Source organism: Mesorhizobium argentiipisi (SeqCode) (genome assembly GCF_037179585.1).
GTDB lineage: Bacteria > Pseudomonadota > Alphaproteobacteria > Rhizobiales > Rhizobiaceae > Mesorhizobium > Mesorhizobium argentiipisi.
The window spans coordinates 46,133-67,755 of record NZ_JAPYKO010000022.1; the positions used below are offsets into that span (position 1 = coordinate 46,133).

At 64.3% G+C, this 21,623-nt stretch carries 19 protein-coding genes; 3 read left to right on the top strand and 16 right to left on the bottom strand.

Translation table 11 applies throughout. The annotated features are described in order from the left end of the window. Window positions 1-23 precede the first annotated feature (23 nt). The 9 genes from O7A05_RS25090 to O7A05_RS25130 form a co-directional block, all read right to left on the bottom strand. Complete coding sequence (locus tag O7A05_RS25090) at window positions 24-788, bottom strand: SDR family oxidoreductase (protein WP_337095609.1); 765 nt, start codon at window positions 786-788, stop codon at window positions 24-26. A gap of 154 nt (window positions 789-942) precedes the next feature. Continuing rightward, window positions 943-2,976, bottom strand: a complete 2,034-nt coding sequence (locus O7A05_RS25095) for an ABC transporter ATP-binding protein (RefSeq protein ID WP_337095610.1) — start codon at window positions 2,974-2,976, stop codon at window positions 943-945. Beyond that, window positions 2,969-3,850, bottom strand: a complete 882-nt coding sequence (locus tag O7A05_RS25100; protein ID WP_337095611.1) for an ABC transporter permease — start codon at window positions 3,848-3,850, stop codon at window positions 2,969-2,971. The genes O7A05_RS25095 and O7A05_RS25100 overlap by 8 nt, the downstream gene beginning before the upstream one ends. Then, window positions 3,847-4,800, bottom strand: coding sequence for an ABC transporter permease (locus O7A05_RS25105; protein WP_337095667.1), 954 nt, complete (start codon window positions 4,798-4,800; stop codon window positions 3,847-3,849). Before O7A05_RS25105 ends, O7A05_RS25100 begins: the two co-directional genes overlap by 4 nt. Before the next feature lie 70 nt (window positions 4,801-4,870). Continuing rightward, window positions 4,871-6,532: an ABC transporter substrate-binding protein gene (locus tag O7A05_RS25110; protein ID WP_337095612.1), complete on the bottom strand. Its 1,662-nt coding sequence runs from the start codon at window positions 6,530-6,532 to the stop codon at window positions 4,871-4,873. A gap of 240 nt (window positions 6,533-6,772) precedes the next feature. Next, a complete protein-coding gene (locus tag O7A05_RS25115) occupies window positions 6,773-6,967 on the bottom strand; it encodes a hypothetical protein (protein WP_337095613.1) in 195 nt (64 codons plus the stop codon). Between the two features lie 111 nt (window positions 6,968-7,078). After that, complete coding sequence (locus O7A05_RS25120) at window positions 7,079-8,182, bottom strand: mandelate racemase/muconate lactonizing enzyme family protein (RefSeq protein ID WP_337095615.1); 1,104 nt, start codon at window positions 8,180-8,182, stop codon at window positions 7,079-7,081. 20 nt (window positions 8,183-8,202) lie between these two features. Next, window positions 8,203-8,892: a GntR family transcriptional regulator gene (locus O7A05_RS25125; RefSeq protein ID WP_337095616.1), complete on the bottom strand. Its 690-nt coding sequence runs from the start codon at window positions 8,890-8,892 to the stop codon at window positions 8,203-8,205. Window positions 8,893-8,989: 97 nt separating this feature from the next. Beyond that, window positions 8,990-9,781, bottom strand: a complete 792-nt coding sequence (locus tag O7A05_RS25130) for a HalD/BesD family halogenase (RefSeq protein WP_337095617.1) — start codon at window positions 9,779-9,781, stop codon at window positions 8,990-8,992. A 100-nt stretch (window positions 9,782-9,881) separates the two neighbouring features. On the opposite strand from O7A05_RS25130, the gene O7A05_RS25135 reads away from it, so the two are divergent. Next, a complete protein-coding gene (locus O7A05_RS25135; RefSeq protein ID WP_337095618.1) occupies window positions 9,882-10,817 on the top strand; it encodes a LysR family transcriptional regulator in 936 nt (311 codons plus the stop codon). A 72-nt stretch (window positions 10,818-10,889) separates the two neighbouring features. On the opposite strand, the gene O7A05_RS25140 is transcribed toward O7A05_RS25135, so the two are convergent. Genes O7A05_RS25140 through O7A05_RS25150 form a run of 3 tightly spaced genes read right to left on the bottom strand, consistent with a single transcriptional unit; the run spans window position 10,890 to window position 15,482 of the window. Then, window positions 10,890-12,038 (bottom strand): efflux RND transporter periplasmic adaptor subunit, encoded by a 1,149-nt coding sequence (locus tag O7A05_RS25140; RefSeq protein ID WP_337095619.1) that lies wholly within the window; start codon window positions 12,036-12,038, stop codon window positions 10,890-10,892. 16 nt (window positions 12,039-12,054) lie between these two features. Further along, the gene (locus O7A05_RS25145; RefSeq protein WP_337095620.1) at window positions 12,055-15,252 is read right to left on the bottom strand and encodes an efflux RND transporter permease subunit; all 3,198 of its coding nucleotides are present in this window, start codon (window positions 15,250-15,252) and stop codon (window positions 12,055-12,057) included. Next, window positions 15,246-15,482 carry a hypothetical protein gene (locus O7A05_RS25150; protein ID WP_337095621.1) on the bottom strand — a complete coding sequence of 79 codons (237 nt, stop codon included), beginning with the start codon at window positions 15,480-15,482 and terminating at the stop codon, window positions 15,246-15,248. The genes O7A05_RS25145 and O7A05_RS25150 overlap by 7 nt, the downstream gene beginning before the upstream one ends. Before the next feature lie 251 nt (window positions 15,483-15,733). On the opposite strand from O7A05_RS25150, the gene O7A05_RS25155 reads away from it, so the two are divergent. Next, the gene (locus tag O7A05_RS25155) at window positions 15,734-16,315 is read left to right on the top strand and encodes a TetR/AcrR family transcriptional regulator (protein ID WP_140544202.1); all 582 of its coding nucleotides are present in this window, start codon (window positions 15,734-15,736) and stop codon (window positions 16,313-16,315) included. A 54-nt stretch (window positions 16,316-16,369) separates the two neighbouring features. After that, the gene (locus O7A05_RS25160) at window positions 16,370-17,158 is read left to right on the top strand and encodes a class I SAM-dependent methyltransferase (protein WP_337095622.1); all 789 of its coding nucleotides are present in this window, start codon (window positions 16,370-16,372) and stop codon (window positions 17,156-17,158) included. Window positions 17,159-17,439: 281 nt separating this feature from the next. Here O7A05_RS25160 and O7A05_RS25165 read toward each other — a convergent pair whose 3' ends face one another. The 4 genes from O7A05_RS25165 to O7A05_RS25180 all read right to left on the bottom strand — a co-directional run bounded on the left by O7A05_RS25165 (window position 17,440) and on the right by O7A05_RS25180 (window position 21,375). Beyond that, complete coding sequence (locus O7A05_RS25165) at window positions 17,440-18,462, bottom strand: LacI family DNA-binding transcriptional regulator (protein ID WP_337095623.1); 1,023 nt, start codon at window positions 18,460-18,462, stop codon at window positions 17,440-17,442. Between the two features lie 87 nt (window positions 18,463-18,549). After that, entirely contained in the window at window positions 18,550-19,344 is a 795-nt protein-coding gene (locus O7A05_RS25170; RefSeq protein ID WP_337095624.1) for an ATP-binding cassette domain-containing protein, read from the bottom strand. Between the two features lie 4 nt (window positions 19,345-19,348). Further along, complete coding sequence (locus tag O7A05_RS25175; protein WP_337095625.1) at window positions 19,349-20,335, bottom strand: ABC transporter permease; 987 nt, start codon at window positions 20,333-20,335, stop codon at window positions 19,349-19,351. 107 nt (window positions 20,336-20,442) lie between these two features. Next, on the bottom strand, window positions 20,443-21,375 hold the full coding sequence (locus O7A05_RS25180; RefSeq protein ID WP_140544152.1) for a sugar ABC transporter substrate-binding protein: 933 nt from the start codon (window positions 21,373-21,375) through the stop codon (window positions 20,443-20,445). Between the last annotated feature and the right edge of the window lie 248 nt (window positions 21,376-21,623).

Below are 21,623 nucleotides of genomic sequence, written 5' to 3' on the forward strand. Positions count from 1 at the left end.
TGTCCCGCGGGACACCCCATCATTCACCAGCAGACGTAACCGCCGTCGACGATCAGGTCGAGGCCGGTAACGAAGCTGGATGCGCGGCTGGCCAGGAACACGGCCGGTCCGACCATTTCCTCCGGCGCTGCCATGCGGCCCATCGGCGTGTCGCGTTTGAACACCTTCACTTCTTCCGCGACCTCTGGCCGTTTGTTCATCGGCGTCAGCGTGTAGCCCGGACTGATGACATTGACGCGCAGGCCGCGATCAGCCCACTCCATGGCCAGGCTCTTCGACATGTGGATGACGGCAGCCTTGGAGGAGTTGTAATGCGCCTGCGTCAGCCCCCGGTTAACGATGGTGCCCGACATCGAGGCGATGTTGATGATGGAGCCTGCGCGTCGAGGTAGCATCACGCGCGCCTCTGCCTGACAGGACAAAAATACGCCTGCGACATTGACCTCGTGCACCTTGCGCCATTTTTCCAGCGGCATGGTCTCGGCCGCTTCCGAGCCAGCAATGCCGGCGTTGTTGACGGCGACAGTCAGCGCGCCGAGCTCGGCTTCGACCCGGCCGATCGCCATGGCCAGGTCGGCCCCGGACGTCACACTGCCCGTCAGCACCAGCGCCTTGCGGCCGAGCGCCCTGACCTTCTCGGCCGTCTGCTCAAGTCCGCCGTTCGAGGCATGACCGAAACAGGCGACATCGGCGCCGGCTTCCGCAAGCCCGATGGCGATCGCCTGGCCAATGCCGCTGCCGGCGCCCGTCACCAACGCCACGCCGCTATCCAATTTGAAAAGATCCATCGCACCCTCCCTGACTGCAGGAAGCTATGCGCTGAATGGGGCCTCAATCAAGCCGCTCCCATCTGATTGGGCGAGGTCCTTCAGAAGGAGCCGTCGGACGCGGCAGTCGCTTTCTTCGGGATATCCGCCAATGGGGGGCGCGGCAGCGTTCTGATCACGCCGGCTCCACGGCCCTCGGCTTTTGCAGCCTTGCCAGTTCCGCATAGGGAATATGGCAGCGGATCGTGTGACCTGGCTGGGCTTCGGTGAGGTCAGGCTCCTGCGTCTCGCAGATCGCGCCGATCTTGCGTGGGCAGCGCGTGTGGAAAACGCAGCCGGTCGGCGGGTTGGCCGCGCTTGGGATCTCGCCGTCGAGGCGGATGCGCGAGCTCTCGGTGCGGTCGAGTTTTGGAACCGCCGACAATAATGCTTCCGTGTAGGGATGATGCGGGCCGGAAAAGACCGCCTCCGATGGCCCGAACTCCATGATGCGGCCGAGATAAAGCACAGCGATCTTGTCGGAGAGATAGCGTACTACGCCAAGGTCGTGCGAGATGAAGATATAGCTGACGTCCTGCCTCGACTGCAGGTCGGCCAGAAGGTTGAGGATCGCCGCCTGCACCGAGACGTCGAGCGCCGAGGTCGGCTCGTCGCACACGACGATGCGCGGATCGCCGGCGAAGGCGCGCGCGATCGCCACGCGCTGCTTCAGTCCGCCCGAGAGCTGGCGCGGCTTGACCGCAAGATGCCGGTCGGTGAGCCGCACCGAGCGGACGAGCTCTTCGAGCCGCGTGTCCAGCGTCTTGCCGGTAAGCCCGCCCAGCCGCTTCAAGGCGCGGCTGAGGATATGCCGGATCGAATGCGAGCGGTTGAGCGCCGAGTCCGGGTTCTGGAAGACGATCTGCACCGCCTTGACCTGGTCTTCCGAGCGGCTGGCGAGCCGGGGCGCGAGCTTCTTGCCTTCGAGCTCGATCGAGCCGCCATCGTCGGGCGCGACGAGGCCAAGCAGGAGCCTGGCGAAGGTCGTCTTGCCGCTGCCGGATTCGCCGACCAGCCCGAGTGTCTCGCCGGGCCTGAGGCTCACAGAGACGTCCTTCACCGCCCTCAGCGGACGACCGTGGCTGGCATAGGTCTTGTTCAGCCCTTCGACCTGCAGCACCGGCGGCGCCTGCTTTGGCTGGGCGGCAGCAATCTCTGCGGGCGTCGCGCGCGGCAGCGACTGCGCCTTGTCGTGATAGTGGCAGCGCGACAGGCGGCCGTTGCCCAGCTCGTAGAGCGGCGGCGGCTCCGCGCGGCAGCGTTCGGTGGCGAGCGCACAGCGGTCCGCGAAGGCGCAGCCGACGATATTGGCGCCGATGCCGGGCAGGAAGCCGGGGATGGTGTCGAGCCGGCCCTGGTCCTTGCGCTGGCCGCCGCGCGGCAGGCAGCGCAGCAGCGCCACCGTGTAGGGATGGCGCGGGTCATTGAACACGTCCCTGGTCGAGCCTTCCTCGACCAGCATGCCGGCATAGAGCACGCCGACGCGGTCGCACATGTTGGCGACAACGGCGAGGTTGTGGCTGATGAACAGGATGGAGGCCGACAGCTCTCTTCTCAATTGCGCGATCAGGTCGAGCACCTCAGCTTCGACGGTTGCGTCGAGGCCGGTGGTCGGCTCGTCGAGGATCAGCATCGAGGGGTCGTTGGCCAAGGCCATGGCGATCGCCACGCGCTGCTGCATGCCGCCGGAGAGCTGGTGCGGGTAGCGCTGCATGACGCTCGCCGGGTCGGAGATACGCACCCGGTTCAGCATGGCGAGCGCCTTGTCTTCCGCTGCCTGTCCGGTGATGCCGGCAAGCTCGAAGATCTCGGTCATCTGGCGGCCGATGCGCAGCGACGGGTTCAGCGCCTTGCCGGGGTCCTGATAGACCATGGACACGCTGTCAGCGCGGGCACGCCGCAGCGCTTCGGCGTCGAGCTTCATCACATCCTTGCCGTCGAGCGCGATCGAGCCGCCGGTGATTGAGCCGTTGCGCGGCAGATAGCGCACCACCGAGAGCGCAACCGTCGACTTGCCGCAGCCGGATTCGCCGACCAGGCCATAGGCCTCGCCGCCCTTGATGGTCAGGTTGACGTTGCGCAGCACCGCGCGGTTGCGGCGGCCGACGCGATAGGCGACCGAGAGGTCCTTCAGCTCGAGCGCGTTGGCGGCCTGGCCAGGCTCAGTCATTGAACGCTCCATGCACGCCGTCGGCCACCAGGTTGACGCCGATCACCAGCGAGGCGATGGCCAGGGCATCGAACAGCACCGTCCACCAGAAGCCGCCGCCGATCATGCCGTAGTTGGAGGAGATCGAGAGGCCCCAGTCGGGCGAGGGCGGCTGGATGCCGAAGCCCATGAAGGAGAGCGTGGCGACCGCGAAGATGGCATAGCCCAGCCGCACCGTGGTCTCGACCAGGATCGGCGGGATGACGTTGGGCAGGATCTCGACGAACATCGTGTGCAGGGCGCCTTCGTGGCGCAGCTTTGCCGCGGCCACATAGTCGAGCTCACGTTCGGCCAGCACCGCCGAGCGCACGGTACGGGCAATGATCGGTGCGAAGCTCAGGCCGATGACGACGATGACGGTGATCTTGGACGTGCCGAGCGCGACGATGGCGAGCAGCGCAATGATCACAACCGGGATCGCCATGAAGGCTTCCAGCACGCGGCTGACGATGTCGTCGACGATGCCGCGGAAATAGCCGATGACGAGGCCAAGCGCCGTGCCGGCAATGGTCGCAAGGATGGTTGCCAGCGGCGCCACGGTGAGGATGTCGCGCGAGCCGACGATGACGCGCGAGAAGACGTCGCGGCCGAGCTGGTCGGTGCCGAACCAGTGATCGGCCGCAGGCGGCGTCAGCGCGTTGATAATGTCGCTTGCCAGTGGATCGTAGGGGACGAAGTGCTGGCCGAACAGCGCGCAGACGATCCAGAAGACAACGATCGCAAGCCCGGTGAGAAAGGTGCCGGACCTGGAGAGCGAATGCAGCACCTCGCCCCAGGGGCTGCGCTGTGCGGTGTCGGGCGTCGGCAGGCTGACGGGGGCGTCGGTCGCGCTCATTGCTCTGCTCCCAGCCGGATGCGCGGATTGAGCACGGAATAGAGGAAATCGGCGATAAGCGTGGCCACCCCATAGACGATGCCGATCGTCAGGATGCCGGCCTCCAGCATCGGAAAGTCCTTGCCGCGCGCGGCGGTGAAGATCAGCGAGCCGATGCCCTGGTAGCGGAACAGCGTCTCGATCACGACCAGCCCGCCGATGAGATAGCCGGTCTGGGTGGCGATCACCGTGATGGTCGGCAACAGCGCGTTGCGCAGCACATGGCGCCAGATCACGGTGCGCCAGGGCAGGCCCTTCAAAACGGCAGTGCGCGTATAGTCGGAATCGAGCGCCTCGATCATGCCGGAGCGCGCCATGCGCGCGATATAGCCGAACAGCACCAAGAAAAGCGGCAGCGAGGGCAGGATCAGGTAGTAGAGCTGGGTGAAGACGCCGGCGCCTTTCGGCCAGGCGGCGGCGATCGGCAGCCAGCGCAGCCACACCCCGAAGATCAGGATCAGGATGATGCCGGTGACGAATTCCGGCAGCACCGTGACCGACAGGCCGCCGAGGCTGATGATGCGGTCGAGCGGCCGGTTGAAATTGAGAGCGGCGATCACGCCCCCGAGGATGCCGATCGGCACCACCAGCACGAAGGCGACCAGCGCCAGCTTCATCGAATTGCCCAAGGCCTCGATGACGAAGGGGGCCACCGGCGCGCGGAACACATAGGACGTCCCCATATCGCCGTGAAGAAAGTTCCAGATCCAGCTTCCGTACTGCACAAGCAGCGGCCGATCGACGCCGAGCGAATGGTTGAGCGCGTCGACCGCGCGCTGGTCGGCGAACGGCCCCAATATTGCCCGCCCTACATTGCCCGGCAGCACCTGGCCGCCGAGGAACACCATGACGCTGAGCAAAAACAGCGTGACGAGCGACAGAGCCAGGCGCCGGGTGAGGAAGGAGAGGATGGCGAATACTCCTGTTGGAGCCGGCCCTCGGAAAAGAGAGCCGGCTGTTTGGAGGATTGTTCTTCTCCGCCTAGGCCTTCGACGCCTTCTCGAGGAACAGCTGCGACATGGCGGTCGGCTGCACGCCCGTCACGCCCTTCGCCATCGCCGTCAGGTAGTCGTAGAAGTAGCCGAAGATCACCGGCGTTTCCTCGAGCAGCAGCTTCTGGATCTTGCCGGCGGTGGCCTTCTGCGCCTCGAGGTCGAGGGCCGCGATATAGCTCGCCGCCATCTGGTCGTAGTCCTTGTTCTTGAAGTGGGCGGCATTCCAGGTGCCGTCGCTCTTCAAGGGTGCCGCGAGATAGACGTTAGGCACGCCGCGATGGCCGTAGTCGGTGATGCCCATCGCCGAATCCAGCCAGTTCGACTTGCCGAACACCGCATCGCCGTAATAGGCGCTCTGGTCGAGGATGTTGAGCTCGAGCTCGATGCCGATTTCCTTGACCCAGTTCTGGATGAGCTGGGCGTATTCCGGGATTTCCAGATAGCGCTCGGTGGTGAGCGTCATCTTGAAGCCCTTGCCGGCGCCCGCCGCTTCCATCAGTTGCTTGGCCTGGGCGATGTCCTGCTTGCGCTGCGGCACGCTGGTATCCGTCGAAGGATAGACGGGGGCGAACGGGCTGTCGTTGCCGAGTGCCGAACGCCCCTTCATCAGGCCGGCGGCGAGTTTCTCGCGGTCGAGGCAGAGCGCGATGGCGCGGCGCACGCGGGCGTCCTTGGTCGGGCCCTCGTCGCAATGCATATGCAGCTGCTGATGCGCGGACGACTTCAGGCTGATGACGTCGACGTTCGGGTCATTGAGCACGGCGACGCCCGCCAGCACCGGCATCTGGTTGATGATGTCGATCTGGCCGCCCTGCAGCGCCAGGATCTGCGGCTGGATGTCGGTGAAGAAGGTGAATTCGGTGCGGTCCGGCAAGGCCTTGTCGCCCCAGTAGTCGTCGTTGCGCACGAAGGAGGCGCCGACCTTGGGCGTGTATTTCTCGAGCTTGAACGGGCCGGTGCCGTCGAAGCTCTGCTCATAGCCGCCCTTGTAGCTCGCCGGGATGATGACGGCGTTGTAGTTGTCCGACGAGACCATGTAGGGAAAGTTGCCGTTCGGCGCGTCGAGGTGGAATTCGACCGTGTAGTCGTCGACCTTCTTGGTCGCGCCCTTCTGCAGGATGCCGCTGAACACCGACAGCGCGTTGGACGAATTGGCGGGGTCAGCGAGCCGGTCGATGCTGGCGACCACGTCTTCGGCCTTCATCTCGCCGCCAGAATGGAATTTCACGCCCTTGCGCAGCTTGAAGGTCCAAACCGTGCCGTCGGTGTTGGGCGACCAGCTTTCCGCCAGTGCCGGCTTCAGCACCAGGTCCGGACCGTCGACGCAAAGGAACTCGGCGACCTGCTGCATGACCAAAAGGCCGCCGGCGTCGGCAATGGTGACCGGGTCGATCGCCGCCGCCGGCACACTGCTGCCGACGCGGATGGTGGCGCCGGGCGCGCCGGCGCGAGCGAGCGAGGGCGCCGCGCCGAAGCCGGCCGCCATGCCGATGCGGCCGAGCAGCGGCAGCGACAGGCCGAGCAGGCTGCCGTGGCGCACGAATTCGCGGCGGCTGATGCGGCCGTCGATCAGGCCGTCGATCAGATGGTTTTCGAGTGGCGTGCGGCCGCGCCGGATGAGATCGAGAATGCGATAGTTCTTGCTCATGGGTCTAAGCCCTTTCCCCAGTTGTTGTGGTTGGCGAGTGCATTCAATTTGCGAGTTCCGTGAAGTTCTCCTGTTCCCGGCACCCATAAATATCCGTCGACGGACTGTAGCATGCGGTTCCGACCGGTCCATCCGCTGGTTGGGACGGGAAAGTCAGATTTTCTTGATGAACTGTCTGTCGGCCGGGCGACTTGTGGCCGCCTTTTTCAAGATAAGTCCTGCTAGCTTTTCGACATCCTCCTAATTCAGCGGCAGTCTGCGGTAGGTCCCCGGCTTTTCCGGGTCGTGATACTTGTTGCAGGGGCCGTTTTCGACGAAGTCGCGACGGCAGGCGGCGAGCTTCTCCCGCGACAGCGTGACCCCGAGGCCGTGGCTTTCCGGCACCGGCACGGTGTTGTTCTTCGGCGCGAACGGGCCTTCCTCGGTGATGTCCATCGGCCAGCTGACGCAGTCGGTGAGAAGCCGTCGAGCTCGCCGAAGGCCCCGACGTAAGGCGCCTCCAGCCTGTAGTTGATCGGGGTCGCCTTGACGCGCCTGATCTTCATCTCAGCCGATCTCGAAGAAGGGTTCGCCGAGCAGGGCGGGATCCACATCGATGCCGAGGCCGGGGCCGTCGGGGATGCCCATGTGGCTGCCGGTCACCGGTGGCGCATTCCTGGCCGTGCGCACCGTCACCCATTCGTGGAAGGCGATGGCGTGCAGCCGACGCTCCGCCGGCGTCGACAGCGACAGATGCGCCATGGCCGCCGTGTCGATCTCGGCGCCGCCAGTGTCCTCGACCGTGATCATGAAGCCGAGATCGACGGCGACGTCGCGGATCAGGCGGGTCTGGGTTACGCCGCCCAGCCGTGAGATTTTCAGCGTCAGCCCGTCGGCAGCGCCGAGGCGGTGGATCTCCAGCATTTCGCCCAGCGAGGTGACGGATTCGTCCAGCACCATCGGCTTGTCGAGTATGCGGCGCACCGACATGTTCTCCTCGAGCGTCGTGCAGGGCTGCTCGAACGTGTAGTCGATTCCGCGCGTGGCGTCGGCGAACTGGCGCGCCTGATACGGCGTCCAGCCGGCATTGGCATCGCAGAAGATCACCGTGCCCTTCGGCACGGCCGCGGCGACCGTGGTCACGCGCTCGATGTCGTCATGCACGATGCCGCCGACCTTTACCTGCAGGCGGCGGCAGCCCTCGGCAATGATCCGCTTGGCCAAAGCCGCCATCTGATCGAGCGTGCCATGGGTGACGACCCGGTAGGTCTCCGCCACATCGCTCTCGCGGCCGCCGAGCATGGTCACAAGCGGTACGTCGGCCGCGCGTGCGGCGAGATCCCAACACGCCATGTCGAGCGCCGATTTGATGTAAGGATGGCCCTTCAACACCGTGTCCATCAACCGGCCGATGCCGGCAAACCCGCGCGGATCCTGGCCGATGAGATGCGGCGCGATCTCCGGCACGCCCGCGCGCGTTCCCGCCGGAAAGGCGGCCGAATAGAAATTGCCGAGCGGCGCCATCTCGCCCCAGCCGGTCACGCCGCTGTCGGACGTGATGGCGACGATCACCGCATCGAAACAGTCGGCGACGCGTCCCTTCGACATGCGGTAGGGCCCGTCCACGAAGGGTTGCACGACATGATAGGCCTTGATGTTCTTGATCTTCACTTGGTGTTGTCCCTTGCGTGTCAGTTCTTCGACGCGCGCTTTTCGAGTCCGCGCGCATAGGCAAGAAGCTCTTCGAAATCGACGTCGATATGCTCGCGCGCATGGTGCTGGGCGGCTCGCAAATCCGCGCCTTTGAGCAGCGCCACATAGGTCTCGTGCACGCCCTCGGCCGGAACCGGCTCGTTGAGCGCCCGCTGATGCAGGGCGAAATACATCTGCAGCCGGCTGGTCAGCCGCTGCCAGGTTTCGAGCAGCACCGAATTATCGGCCCATTCGTAGACCAGTCCGTGCAGCTGCAGCGCGGTTTCGATCTGTCGGGTGGTATCGACGGCGCGCGTCGCCTGCTTCACCGCCTCGTGGCGGCGGTCGAGCTCGTCGAAGAAGCGCTGGTCGCGCTGCGGCCAGGTGAGTTCGATGGCGAATTCATCGAGCACCTTGTTGAGCGAATAGGCATCGATGATGTCCTTGGCGGTGACGTCGATGACGAAGGTCCCGGCATAAGGAATGCTGGTCAGGATGCCTTCCTGCACCAGCTCGCGCATCGCCTCGCGCAGCGGCGCGCGGCTCACCCGCATCTGCTCGGAAATCCTAAGCTCATTGAGCTTCTGCCCCGGCTCCAACTGTCCGGTCAGGATGGCACGCCGCAGCAGGGCGACGATCTCCGCCCTGCGCGTCGTATCCGCGATCGGACCGAAATCCAGCTTTGCCATGCGCTCACCCCGATAGGAATTTCTGCAAGACAAGCAGATTGTCGACAATCTAACAATAGTCGACTTCCAGGAGCTCCGGATTTTTGTGTCGGCAGTCTCAGGCGGCGCGGCCGTAGAAGCCGATCCGCTCCTCATCGGTGAACATGACGCCCGGACGATCATAGTAGGAGAACACGGCGATCATGCGTTCGCGGCTACCCCCGACGGTGGTGACGCGGTGCGCTGTGTTCTTGCCGCGGAAGACATTCAGCGTGCCGGCCTTGATGCGCAGGATTTTTGCCTCGGGATCGCGTCCCTCGAGCAGCTTCGCCACGCCATCATAATTAGGGTTGTCGTCGGAGCGCAGGTCGGTGCGGTATTCGAAGTCGCCGCCACGGTCCGGCGCCTGCAGCAGCAGCGTCGTGGTGAATTCCGAGCGGTCGAAATGCCAGTTGAGCGCTTCGCCGGCGCGGTAGCCCATGACATTGGCGCGGGCCAGCGGATCCTGCATGACATGAAGCTGCGGCTTGTCCATCGCCGCCGCCAGGAACCGCACCAGCGGCTCGTATTCGTAGATCAACAAAACGATACTGCCGGGAATCTGGTCGGCGCAGACCGTATGGCTGATCGTCTCGACCTTGCGCAGCGCCGGATGGTCGGGCGAAAGCTCCGGGATCGACGGCTTGAAGTAGATGTTGTGCATGCGCTTGTGGACATGCGAGCGCGTGTCCATCACCGGCCGGATCTCGGCGACGGCCTTTTCGGCAATGCCGGGGCGCAGGAACCCTTCCAGGTTGAACATGCCGTTTGCCGCGAGCGCAGCCTTGGACTCGCCCACCAACTGCTGCCATTCGGCACTGCCTTCGCGGTTCAGCGGGTAGCGATCCAGGTCGAGAATGTTTTCGATCATAGCGACCTCCGAAATCCGGAGGTCACTACACGGCAAGGAAATCTTTGCCGCAACGAGGAAAATTGTTAGGCTCTCCCAAGAAAAACTTTCGAGGGTAAACGTGGAAAAATTTCCGCCTTTAAATGCGATGCGGACCTTCGAGGTCGCGGCCCGCGCCGGCAGTTTCACGCTTGCCGCAAGCGAGCTCGGTGTCTCCTCTGCCGCCGTCAGCCAACAGGTCCGCAATCTGGAAGACTGGTTCGGCAAGCAGCTCTTCGTGCGCAACGGCAACCGCATCGCGCTGACCGATGCCGGCCACGCCATCTATCCGCAGACGGCGCATGCGCTGGGCGAGATCGCTGCGGTCGGCCGACGCATGCTGGAAGGCGGTTTGCGCACGCGCCTTGTGGTCAGTGTGCCGTTCTCCCTTGCGGAGCTTTGGCTGGCGCCGAGGCTCGCGGTGCTGCTCGACGGTTTTCCGCAGATGGCGATCGATGTCCGGGTCGAGGATGATCCCGTCGACGTCATGCGCCAGAACATCGACCTGCGCATCTCCTATGGAGATTATCACTATCCGGCGCTGAAGATGGTGCGGCTCGTTCATGATGAGGTGCTGCCGGTCGCCGCCCCTGAGTTCTGGCAGCGCTACGGGAAGGGGCCGTCCGGCCTGGCCGATGTGCATGAGAGCCATTTCATCCACACCAACTGGGGTCCCAACTACGCCTCGCATCCGAGCTGGGTGGACTGGTTCGCCGCCGCCGGGGACAACCGCGCGCCCGACCCATCGCATGGCCGACGCGTGGGTCTCTCCAGCCTGGCGATCGGCGCCGCGCGGCTGGGGGCTTGGGATAGCCTTGGGACAGAGGGTGATGGCGAGTGCCGATCTGGAGGCGGGCCGATTGATTGCGCTGTCGTCCGTCTCCGTTCGCCTTGGCCAGCCCTATTGCGCCTTCATGCTGCCGGCCAAGGCCGAGCGCGCCGATATTGCCGGATTGGTCGCGCTGCTTACAAGCAATCCCGCGAAGCCGCGCACGGAGCCGACGTCGGAGCCGTCTGAAACCGCATAACAAAACGGCGCCCCCGACGTGGGTGTCGAGGGCGCCGTCGGACCGGAAACTGATGGGGGTTATCAGCTGGCCGGTTTCGGTTGCGGCAAGGGAGAAACCGGCATTCCGGGTCCGATCTTCTGCAAATTGCCCGTGATCACCTGGTCGGTCTCGGAGATGCCGGAGGTCACGGAAATCAGGTCGCCGTCGGTGGGCCCAAGCGAGACCAGCTTCTGGTCGACGGTGTTGCCCTTGCCGATGACATAGAGGTACTTGCCGAGCTGACTGGAACCCAGCGCCACCTGCGGCACCATCAGCGTGTTGGGCTGTTCCTTCACATGCAGCCGCACCCGCACATATTGTCCGGGCAGCAGCGTGAACTTGGCATTGCCGATCGTGGCGCGCGCGGTGATCGTGCCGGTCGAGTGGTCGATCGTGTTGTCGATGAACGTCAGCTCGCCCTTCTGGCTGGGCTGGGTCTCGCCGGGCAACAGCACGTCGACGGCGATCGGACCGTTGGCCTTCGCCTGCTCGATCTGCACGAGGTCGGTCTCGCTCGGATTGAAGGTCACGTAGATCGGATCGAGCTGCACCAGCGTGTTGAGCACCGTGCCGGCGACGCTGACCAGCGTGCCGACCGAAGCCTGGTTGCGGCCGATGCGGCCCGAGAACGGCGCCTTGATCTCGGCATAGCCGAGGTTGAGCTCGGCCGTCCGCACCGCCGCCTGGTCGACGGCAAGGGCGGCCTGGGCCGTGCGCAGATTGCTGGTGCGCTGGTCGAAGCTGTCCTTGTCGAGATAGCCGGCCTTGGCAAGGTCGGTGCCGCGGCCGAGATTGGACTTTGCATATTCGAGCGTCGCGGTATCGCGCTGCACCTGCGCCTTCGCCTGGTCGAGCGCGGCCTGATAGTCGTCGGGCGCGATGCGGTAGAGCAGGTCACCCTGCTTGACGTCGCTGCCGTCGGCCGCCGTCTGCTCCTGCAGATAGCCCGGTACGCGCGCCTGCAGCGTGATGCTGCGGATCGACTCCACCCGCGCGGCATAGTCGAGATAGATCGGCAGCGTCTTCTTCACGACATTCACCACCGGCACCGGCATCACGAAGGCCGCCGGCGCTGGCGCAGCACCCGCTGCGCCGCCGCTCAAATTGCCCATGTCGAGAAAGTGCACGCTGGCCACCGAGATCGCGCCCAGCGCGACGGCCGTCCCCAAGGCGATTTTCCATCTACGCATAATTGATCTCCAATTCTTATTCGGCTGCCTGGGCCAGCGGCTGAAGCGCCGGCTCGGCGGTCGGTTCAATTTCGTCCTGCTGAGGTGCATCGTCGTGCGCCTTGGCAGGCTCCCTTTCGCCGCGTTCGCGCAACCGCTCGATCACGGCGTAGAAGACAGGCACGAAGACCAGCGACAGGATGGTCGCCGCCACCATGCCGCCGAAGACGGTGGTGCCGATCGATTGCCGGCTGGCGGCGCCTGCGCCCGTCGCAAACATCAGCGGCAGCACGCCGAGGATGAAGGCAAAGGCGGTCATCAGGATCGGCCGCAGTCTAAGCCTCGCGGCTTCCATCGCCGCTTCGACGATGGTCAAGCCTTCCTCGCGTCGGCGTCTGGCGAACTCGACGATCAGGATCGCGTTCTTCGCCGCCAGGCCGATCAGCATGACGAAGCCGATCTGCGAATAGACGTCGATCTGCATGCCGCGCAGCAGGAGCACGATGAAGGCGCCGAACAGAGCGAGCGGCACGGCAAGCAGCACCATGAAGGGCATCGCCCAGCTTTCATACTGCGCCGCCAGGATCAGGAAGACGAAGACGATCGCCAGTCCGAACACCACCGAGGCGATCGATCCGGCCTTGAGCTCCTGATAGGTGATGCCGGTCCATTCGTAGCCGAAGTCGCGCGGCAGCACATTCGCCGCCGCCCGCTCCATGGCCGCGACCGCCTGTCCGGACGAGAAGCCGGGGGCGGCACCGCCATTGATAAGGGCAGACGCGTTGTTGTTGTAATGCGGCACGGTCTCCGGTCCGACGATCGGCACCAGCCTGCCCAGCGTGCTCAGCGGCACCATGCCGCCCGACGCGTTGCGCACATAGAGCCGCGAGATGTCGGTGGCGTCGGCGCGCGCGTCCTTATCGGCCTGGATGGTCACGCGGAAGGTGCGGCCAAACAGGTTGAAGTCGTTGACGTAGAGCGAGCCGAGATAGATCTGCAGCGTGTTGAAGACGTCCGGCAGGTTAAGGCCGAGCAGCTTCGCCTTGCTGCGGTCGAGGTCGTAGTTGAACTGCGGCGTCGAGGTCGAGAAGGACGAGAACAGCTGTTGCGGGTTGAGCTCCGGCTGCTTGCGCGCCTCGGCGATCAGCGCCTGCGTGACGTCGTTCAGCGCAGCGCTGCCGCGCCCCGAGAGGTCCTCCACCTGGAACTCGAAACCGCCGGTGGTGCCTATGCCCGGGATCGACGGCGGGTCGAAGGACAGCGCGAACGCATCCGGCATCTGCAACAGCTTGCCGCGCACCTGCTCGACCAGTTTCGACGCACTCTGGTCAGGTCCGCGCTCGTCCCACGGCTTCAGGATGGCGAACTCCACCGCCGAGTTCGACTGCGCGGCGCTGGTCAGGAAGTTCAGGCCGCTGATCGAGCCGACAATGTCGACGCCGGGCGTGTTCTGCAGGATGTCGCGCGCCTTCTGTGCCACCGCGTCGGTGCGTTCGAGCGACGCGCCGTCGGGCAGCTGGATGACCACGAAGAAATAACCCTGGTCTTCGACCGGCAGGAAGGTCGAGGGCAATTTCTGCCAGACGAAATAGGTGGCGACGAGGCCGGCCGCGAACAGGCCAAGCATGATCCAGCGCAGCTTGATCAGAATGCGCACCCCATGCGCATAGGCATGCGACAGCCAGTCGAAGCCGGCGTTGAACCAGCGGAACAGCACGAACTGCGTCTCACCGCGATGGCGCAGGAACGCAGCGCTCAGCGCAGGCGACAGCGTCAGCGAGTTGAAGGCCGAGATGCCGACCGAGATCGCGACGGTCAACGCGAACTGGTTATAGAGCCGGCCCGAGACGCCCGGGATGAAAGCGACGGGGACGAACACCGCCATCAGCACCGCGGTGGTGGCGATGATCGGTCCGGTCACCTCGGCCATCGCCGCGCGCGTCGCGGCCAGCGGCTTGAGCCCGGCTTCCAGCTGTCGCTCGACATTCTCGACCACGACGATCGCGTCGTCGACGACGAGGCCGATCGCCAGCACCATGCCGAGCAGCGAGAGCATGTTGAGTGAGAAGCCCAGCATATACATCACCGCCAGCGTCGCGATCAGCGAGACGGGAATGGCGATGGTCGGGATGATGGTGGTGCGCCAGCTTTGTAGGAAGATGAACACCACCGCGACGACCAGCACCAGCGCTTCGCCGAGCGTGATCAGCACGTCGTGCATCGAGGCCGACACGAAGCGCGTCGTGTCGTAATGCATGGCGTAGCTGACGCCCTTCGGGAAGCGCTTCGACAGCTCCTGCATCTTGTCCTTGACACGCTGCTGCAGGTCGAGGGCGTTGGAGCCGGGCATCTGGTAGACGGCCAAAACCACGGTCGGGTCCTTGCCGAAGAAAGCGGAGGACGAATATTGCAGCGCGCCGAGTTCGATGCGGGCGACGTCGCGCAGCCGTACAAGCGAGCCGTTCTGCGAATTGGCGCGCACGACGATATCGCCGAATTCCTTCGGGTCGCTCAGGCGGCCCACCGCATTGACCTGCATCTCGAAGGCGGTGCCGGCGGGCGCCGGCGACTGGCCGATCTTGCCCGCTGCCACTTGCACGTTCTGCTCGGAGATCGCGTTCTGCACATCGACGGCGGTGATGCCGAGATTGGCCAATTTGTCCGGGTCGAGCCAGACGCGCATCGAATAGCGGCGCTCGCCGAAGATCTGCACGTCGCCGACGCCGGGTAGGCGCTTCAGCGGATCGACCACCTGCAGATAGGCGAGGTTGCTCAGCGCCACTGGATCGACCGAGCCGTCGGGCGAGGTCAGGTCGACGATCAGCACGAAATTGGGATTCTGCTTCTTGATCGTCACGCCGCCCTGGTTGACGATGGCCGGCAGGGAGGATGCCGCTTGGCTGACGCGATTCTGCACGTCGACGGCCGCCGTGCTCAGCGGATAGCCGACATCGAAGGTGATGGTGATGGTCGACGAGCCGTCGTTCGAGCTCGTCGATGACATGTAGGTCATGCCCTGCACGCCGTTGATCTGCTGCTCGAGCGGCGTGGTGACCGTATCGGCAACGACCTGTGCGCTGGCGCCGGGATAGTGCGCGCTGACCACGACCTGCGGGGGCGTGATGTCGGGGAACTGCGAGACCGGCAACAGGAAGTAGGCGATCGCGCCGGCGAGCACCATGATGATGGCGATCGCCGACGCGAAGATCGGACGGTGGATGAAGAAGCTCACCATGATGCGGACGCCTCGCCGAACGGGTTTGCGAAATGGCGCAGGCGCCGGGCCCGGCCGGAGCCGGAATCCTGCAGGAAGGATGGCGGGATATTGCCCGGCGTCCGGTCGGCCGCGCGCTGGCGCAGCATCCGTTCGAAGGCTTTGGGGTCGATCCCGTCCGCCTTCATCACCAGCCGGATCATCGGATCCCGGATGGCTTCGTCGATCGTCAGGTCTTTGCGCTTTTGCATAGGAGCGGCTCCTTGCTCGGCCCGCATCGCTTGATCACGGACCGCTTTTTCTCAAATTCACCGGCCGAAGCCGCATGACAGGCAGGTTTTGCGTCCTATCTCACTCTGGCAGGGCTATCGGAAGGCCTTGTCGTTTGACGGCGAGTGATATAGGTGTTACCAGTAAGTAACATGCTGGAAGTTACAGACCGGTAACACCCTAGTCAAGAGGTGGCGACTTTTTTTTTTGGAAACGGCGAAAGGAGATCATGATGACTGACGGCGTCGCGGAGCGTTCCCGCCCCCGGGACCGAATCCTGGAGACGGCGCAGGACATGTTCCACAAGCACGGCATCAAGGGTGTGGGCGTCGACGCCATCACCGAGGCTGCCGGCACGAACAAGATGACGCTTTACCGTCATTTCGAATCGAAGGACGAATTGATCGTCGAATGCCTGCGCGCAACAGCGGCGAAGGCTTCGAGGATCTGGGACGAGTTCGAGGCCAAGCATCCCGGCGACAAGCTCGCCCAGTTGCATGCCTGGGTCCAAAAGGCTTCGGAGCTGTTGAGCGCCGACAGCCGCGGCTGCGACATGGCCAATGCCGCCGTCGAGCTCACCGAGACCGATCACCCGGCAAGGCGCGTCATCAAGGAACTGAAGGAAGCCCAGCGCGAAAAGCTGGTCGCGCTTTGCCGCGATGCCGGCATCGGCCAGGCTGAGCTTCTCGCCGACACGCTGTCGCTGCTGCTCGAAGGCGCGCGCGTCTCAATGCAGAGCGTCGGCGCCGAAGGCCCGAGCGCGCAATTCGTGCGCATGGCCGAAAGCCTCATCGCCTCGTTCCGGGCGCGCTGATCTCTTCGCCTCGTCCTGATTCTGTTATGCTGTTCCGGAAACGGGCGCTAGACGATGGGTCAGGCAAGTTTTCCGGAGATGTATGAGCGCTGGCTCGTGGGTCCTCTCTTCCGCCCCTGGGCCGAAGTGACCTTCGAAGAACTGAAGCTGTCTCCAGGCCATCGTGTGTTGGACATCGCCTGCGGCACGGGAATAGTTGCCAGGGTTGCCAGGGAACGGCTCGGTGCCGCCGGATATGTCCTCGGCATCGACATCAACGCAGATATGCTTGCTGTCGCGCGCACCGTGGCGCCAGACATCGATTGGCGCTTAGGCAATGCCGGTGCACTGCCCCTCCATGACGGAGAGCAGTTCGATGTGGTCGTCTGTCAACAAGGGCTGCAGTTCTTTCCCGACAAGTCCGCTGCGGCGGCGGAGATGCGGCGAGCACTGGCGCAGGGCGGCCGGCTGGCCGTTGCCACGTGGCGCCCCGATGATGAAATCCGCTTCTTTCGGGATCTCCGCCGCGTCGCCGAGCGCCTCCTCGGCCCGGTGATGGACCTGCGCCACAGCTTTGGGAATGTGGCGCTGATCGAGGCGCTGCTCCGGGACGCCGGCTTCCACGACGTCCGGTCAAGGACAATATCGCGCAGGATACGCTTTGAGGACGGGGCGCCTCTCCTGCGGTTGAACACGATGGCCCTGGTCGGCATGAGCGCCGCCGGCAAGGCAATGGCCGATCAGGAACGCAAGCACGTCGTGGAGGACATCATGAGCGGGAGCGCGCCCGTGCTGCAGTCTTACGCGGATGGATCGGGAGTCGCTTTCGAACTCAGCTCCAATCTGGTGACGGCGAAAGGCTAGGCGCGTACCTGGTCAGCATAGCATCAGGTGGCTTCGCCTCCGCCTTTGGCACGCAAAGAAAAAGCCCGCTGCCGGGAGGAGGTGGCAGCGGGCTCGATTTCGAATACGGCACGGGAGGAGGTGTACCGCACTCAGCGTCGGCATCACATCTGGGAGGAGGAGACGGCCGACACCCAGATAAATACGAGGTGCCTAACGATTCGGCAATTGCGAAACCTGCATAGCTGCTGTGCAGAATTGCGGGATCAATCGTCAGACAAATAAGCGAACGGCCGCCCGCGCTACTGCACCGGCACGTTTTCCTTGAAGATCAGCCGCGGCTCGATGAATTTCTTCGTCAGATACGGCGCCGACGAGGCGATGGAGCCGAGCAGGCGGATCACCGACTGCTCCGCGATCAGCCGCGCATTCTGGTCGATGACAACGTCGGCGAGATCGTCGACGAGATAGCGCCGTGTTTCCTTGGTCAGGTCGTGGCAGATGAAGACCGGCTTCTTGCGCGGCTTGATCTCGAGCAAGGCCTTGGCCACGCCGGACCGTCCGGCGCCGACGCAATAGATGCCGAGCAGCTCCGGTTCGTTGTGCAGCGCCTTGATGGTCGCGCGATAGCTGGCGTCCGGGTCGTCATTGCTCTCGGCGGCGCTTGAAACCGTGAGGTTGGGAAACTCTTCGGCGAGCACCGAACGAAAACCCATCTCGCGCTCCTCGTGGCCGCGATAGGAGCGCGAGCCGACCACCATCGCCAGATGTCCGGTACGGCCGCCAAGGAAGCGGCCCATCAGCAGCGCCGCGGTGCGGCCCGCCACGCGGTTATCGATGCCGACATAGGCCGAACGGGGCGCGGCCGGCACGTCGGAAATCAGCGTGACCAGTCGGATCCCGGCGTCGACCAGCTCGCGCAGGATGTTGCGCGTGCGCGGATGATCGACAGCGATCACGCCGACACCATTGGCCTTGAGCGACAGATTCTCCAGAGCGCTCTGCAGCGCGCCCGGCGAAATGCCGGCAAGGTTGTGGATGCGGCAGGAAGCGACCAGCGGCAGGCGCTGGGCATAATCCTCGATGTGATGGGCGAGATCGGCCATGAAGGCGTTGGATCCGATCGGCAGGAAGAATTCGAGATGCGCCGGCTTCGACGGCAGCACGACCTGGTCGAGCGTCGGCAGATAACCGAGCTGCTTGGCCGCTTCCAGCACGCGCTGCCGATTGGCCGCGCTTGCGCCTGGGCGGTTGTTGAGCACCCGGTCGACGGTCGCGGTCGACAGGCCGCAGCTCCGGGCGATGTCGGCTACGGTGGCTTTCATGGGTCCAGTCATAGGCGCTGATGCAATCCTGTGCCAGCGGCGGGCGTGAAGCGGCTGCCGGCCGCCGATCGGCCTGCCGGTCAGCCCTCAGCCATGCTGCTGCGGGCCGTCGGAAATCGCGTCGCGGATTTCCTTGTCCGACATGCCGGTGATGACGCGCTCGACCTCGGCGACCGTTGTCTTTTTCGGATCGATGTCGTCGGCCACCACCTTGCCCCGGCGCATCACCACGATGCGGTCGACCACCTGGAAGACGTGATGGATGTTATGCGCGATGAAGATGCAGGAATGGCCGGAATCGCGGGCGCTGCGCACGAAGCTTAAGACTCCTTGCGTCTCGGCGACGCCGAGATTGTTGGTCGGCTCGTCGAGGATGATGAGATCGCTGTCGAAATGCATGGCGCGCGCGATCGCCACGGCCTGCCGCTCGCCGCCCGACAGCGAGCCGATCGGTGTCGTCGGCGGGATGTTTTTGGTGATGCCGACCTGCCTGAGCAGGTCGCGCGCCACCGCATTCATTGCATCCTGGTCCATGCGGTTCAGGAAGCGCGGCGCCTTGATTGGCTCGCGCCCGAGGAACAGGTTGCGCGCGATTGACAGCTGCGTGACCAGAGCCGAGTCCTGGTAGATTGTCTCGATGCCATGCGCGATCGCGTCGCTGGTGCTGCGCAGCGTGACCTTCTTGCCGCGGATGAAGATGTCGCCGCTGGTCAGCGGCACGGCGCCCGACAGCACCTTGATCAGCGTCGACTTGCCGGCGCCGTTGTCGCCCAGCAGGCCGACGATTTCCTTTTCATTGACATGGAAATTGGCGTCCACCAGCGCCTGCACGCGCCCGTAGGACTTGCGGATGTTTGTCATGCGGATGAGCGGTTCGGCCATCGTCTTAGGTCCCCGCCTGGTGCCGGCGTTCGAGCCATGAATGCAGCGCCATCATGCCGAGGATGATCGCGCCGATGAAGATATTGTAGGCGAGCCCCGGCACGCCGATCAGCACGATGCCGTTGCGCATCACGCGCAGGATCAGGATGCCGAGCACCGTGCCGATGATGGTGCCGCGTCCGCCGGTCAGCGCCGTGCCGCCGATCACCACCATGGCGATGACCTCGAGCTCGTAGCCGGTGCCGCTGTTGGGGTTGGCGGCCGATGTGCGCAGCGACGAGATCACGCCGGCCAGCGAGGCCATCAACGCCGAGAGGATGAACAGGCCGACCTTGACGCGGCTGACGTTGACGCCGCGCGCACGGGCCGCGTTCGGATTGCCGCCGGCGGCCTGGATCCAGTTGCCGGTCCGGCTCTGCGTCAGCACATAGCCCAGCACGATCGCAGCGCCGATGAACCAGAACAGCGAGGCGTAGATGCGGAAGGGGCCGACATAGAAATCGCCGACTAGGATGTTCGCCAGCCAGCTGCCTTCGGCGCTCCAGGTGCGCTGCGGGAAGCCGTCGGTGATGAACAGCGCCGAGCCGCGCACGACCAGCAGCATGCCGAGCGTCACCAGGAACGACGGGATTTTGAGCTGGGTGACAAACCAGCCATTCACCAGCCCGATCAGGGCAGCAACGATCAGCGCGATCAAAAGGCCCACCTCCAGCGAAGTGACGCCGCTGTTGTAGAGCGTCCACATCAGCACCGGCGAGAAGCCGAACAGCGAGCCGACCGAAAGGTCGAATTCGCCCGATGTCATCAGCAAGGTCATTGCCAGCGCGATCAGGCCGAGCTCGACGGTGAAGGCCAGGATGTTCGAAATGTTCTGCGGTGACAGGAAGTCGGGATTGATGCCCCAGAAGACGACGAGCTCGACGATAAGCAGCACCAGCGGACCGAATTCCGCTCGCGCGATGAAACTTTGAATGAAGGAACGGTTTTCCATTGAGCCCGCGGCGTGAACGATTGGCTGAAGCCCACTCCGATCAGACAGGGCTCGACGGTACTGGAAAGCGGTCGCGGCCCGAAAGCCGCGACCGCAAATGTCAGGGATTATTTGCCGGACAGGATCTTGTCGTAGACGCCGGCGGTGTCCTTCTCATAGAGCGCGCCGGTGATGACGTTGAAGCCCGGGGGAATGCCGCTGGCGGCCATGTTGGCCAGCGAAAGCGCCACATAACTGGTCGCCTGCGGGTCCTGCCACTGCCCGGCATTGACATAGCCGTTCAGCACTTCCTGCGTGGTATCGAGCGAGTTGCCCCAGCCGACGACCGGGATTTCGCCCGGCTTGACGCCGGCTTGGTCGAACACGCGCTTGATCGAGCCGGTGACGAGATCGCCGAGGCCGATGATGGCCTTCACCTTGCCTTTGTGGGCGGTGAGGTAGTCGACCATGCGGTTGATCACTTCGGCCTGGTCGAGCGTCGCTTCGGTCACCTCATAGGTGATGCCGGCGGGTCCGAACACGCTCTTGATGCCTTCTTCTTCCTGCACGCCATAGGTGGCGCCGGGGACCTCGACCGGCATCCAGACGAAGTCGCCCTTCTTTACCAGGCCTTTGTCGACCAGGTATTGCGCCCAGTGCTTGCCGAAGGTGACGTTGTCGCCGCCGACATAGGCGTTGAAGTTCGCCTTCGGATCGGGCGTGTTGAAGTTGATGATCGGGATATTGGCCGCGCGCGCTTCCTTGACGATCTCGACAAGGCTGCCCGGATCGGGGCTCGTGGTGACGATGCCGTCGGCCTTGGCCGAGATGGCGGCGCGGACGGCCTCCTGCTGTGACGCCACATCGCCATTGTGGAAGGAGGTGTTCACCTTGTTGCCGGTGTCGCTCGCCCATTGCTTGGCGCCGGCCAGGAAGTAGGTCCAGACCGGATCGGCCGGGCCGCCATGCGAAATCCAGTAGAACGTCTTGGCCTCGGCCATCGCCGGAATGGCGAGCATGGCGATCAAGCCAAGTACGAGCAGTCTTAGCCGCGAAAGCATTCGATTTCCTCCCATGTTGAAACTCTCCTCCTGGATCAGCGCGACGCGGCCTTGGACCGCATCTCCTGCCGGCGCCGACCGGAACGTCTAGAGCATTCTCTTTTTCCGGCGCTGGCAAGCCTCCATCGCCAATGGATGTTGGCACAGGCGCACGCGCCATCAGCAATCCCATCAGATTGCATCAGCTGCGGTGATATTCATTGGGCAAGCGACACCATCGGCCATCCGCTACACGGATTGGCCTCGAA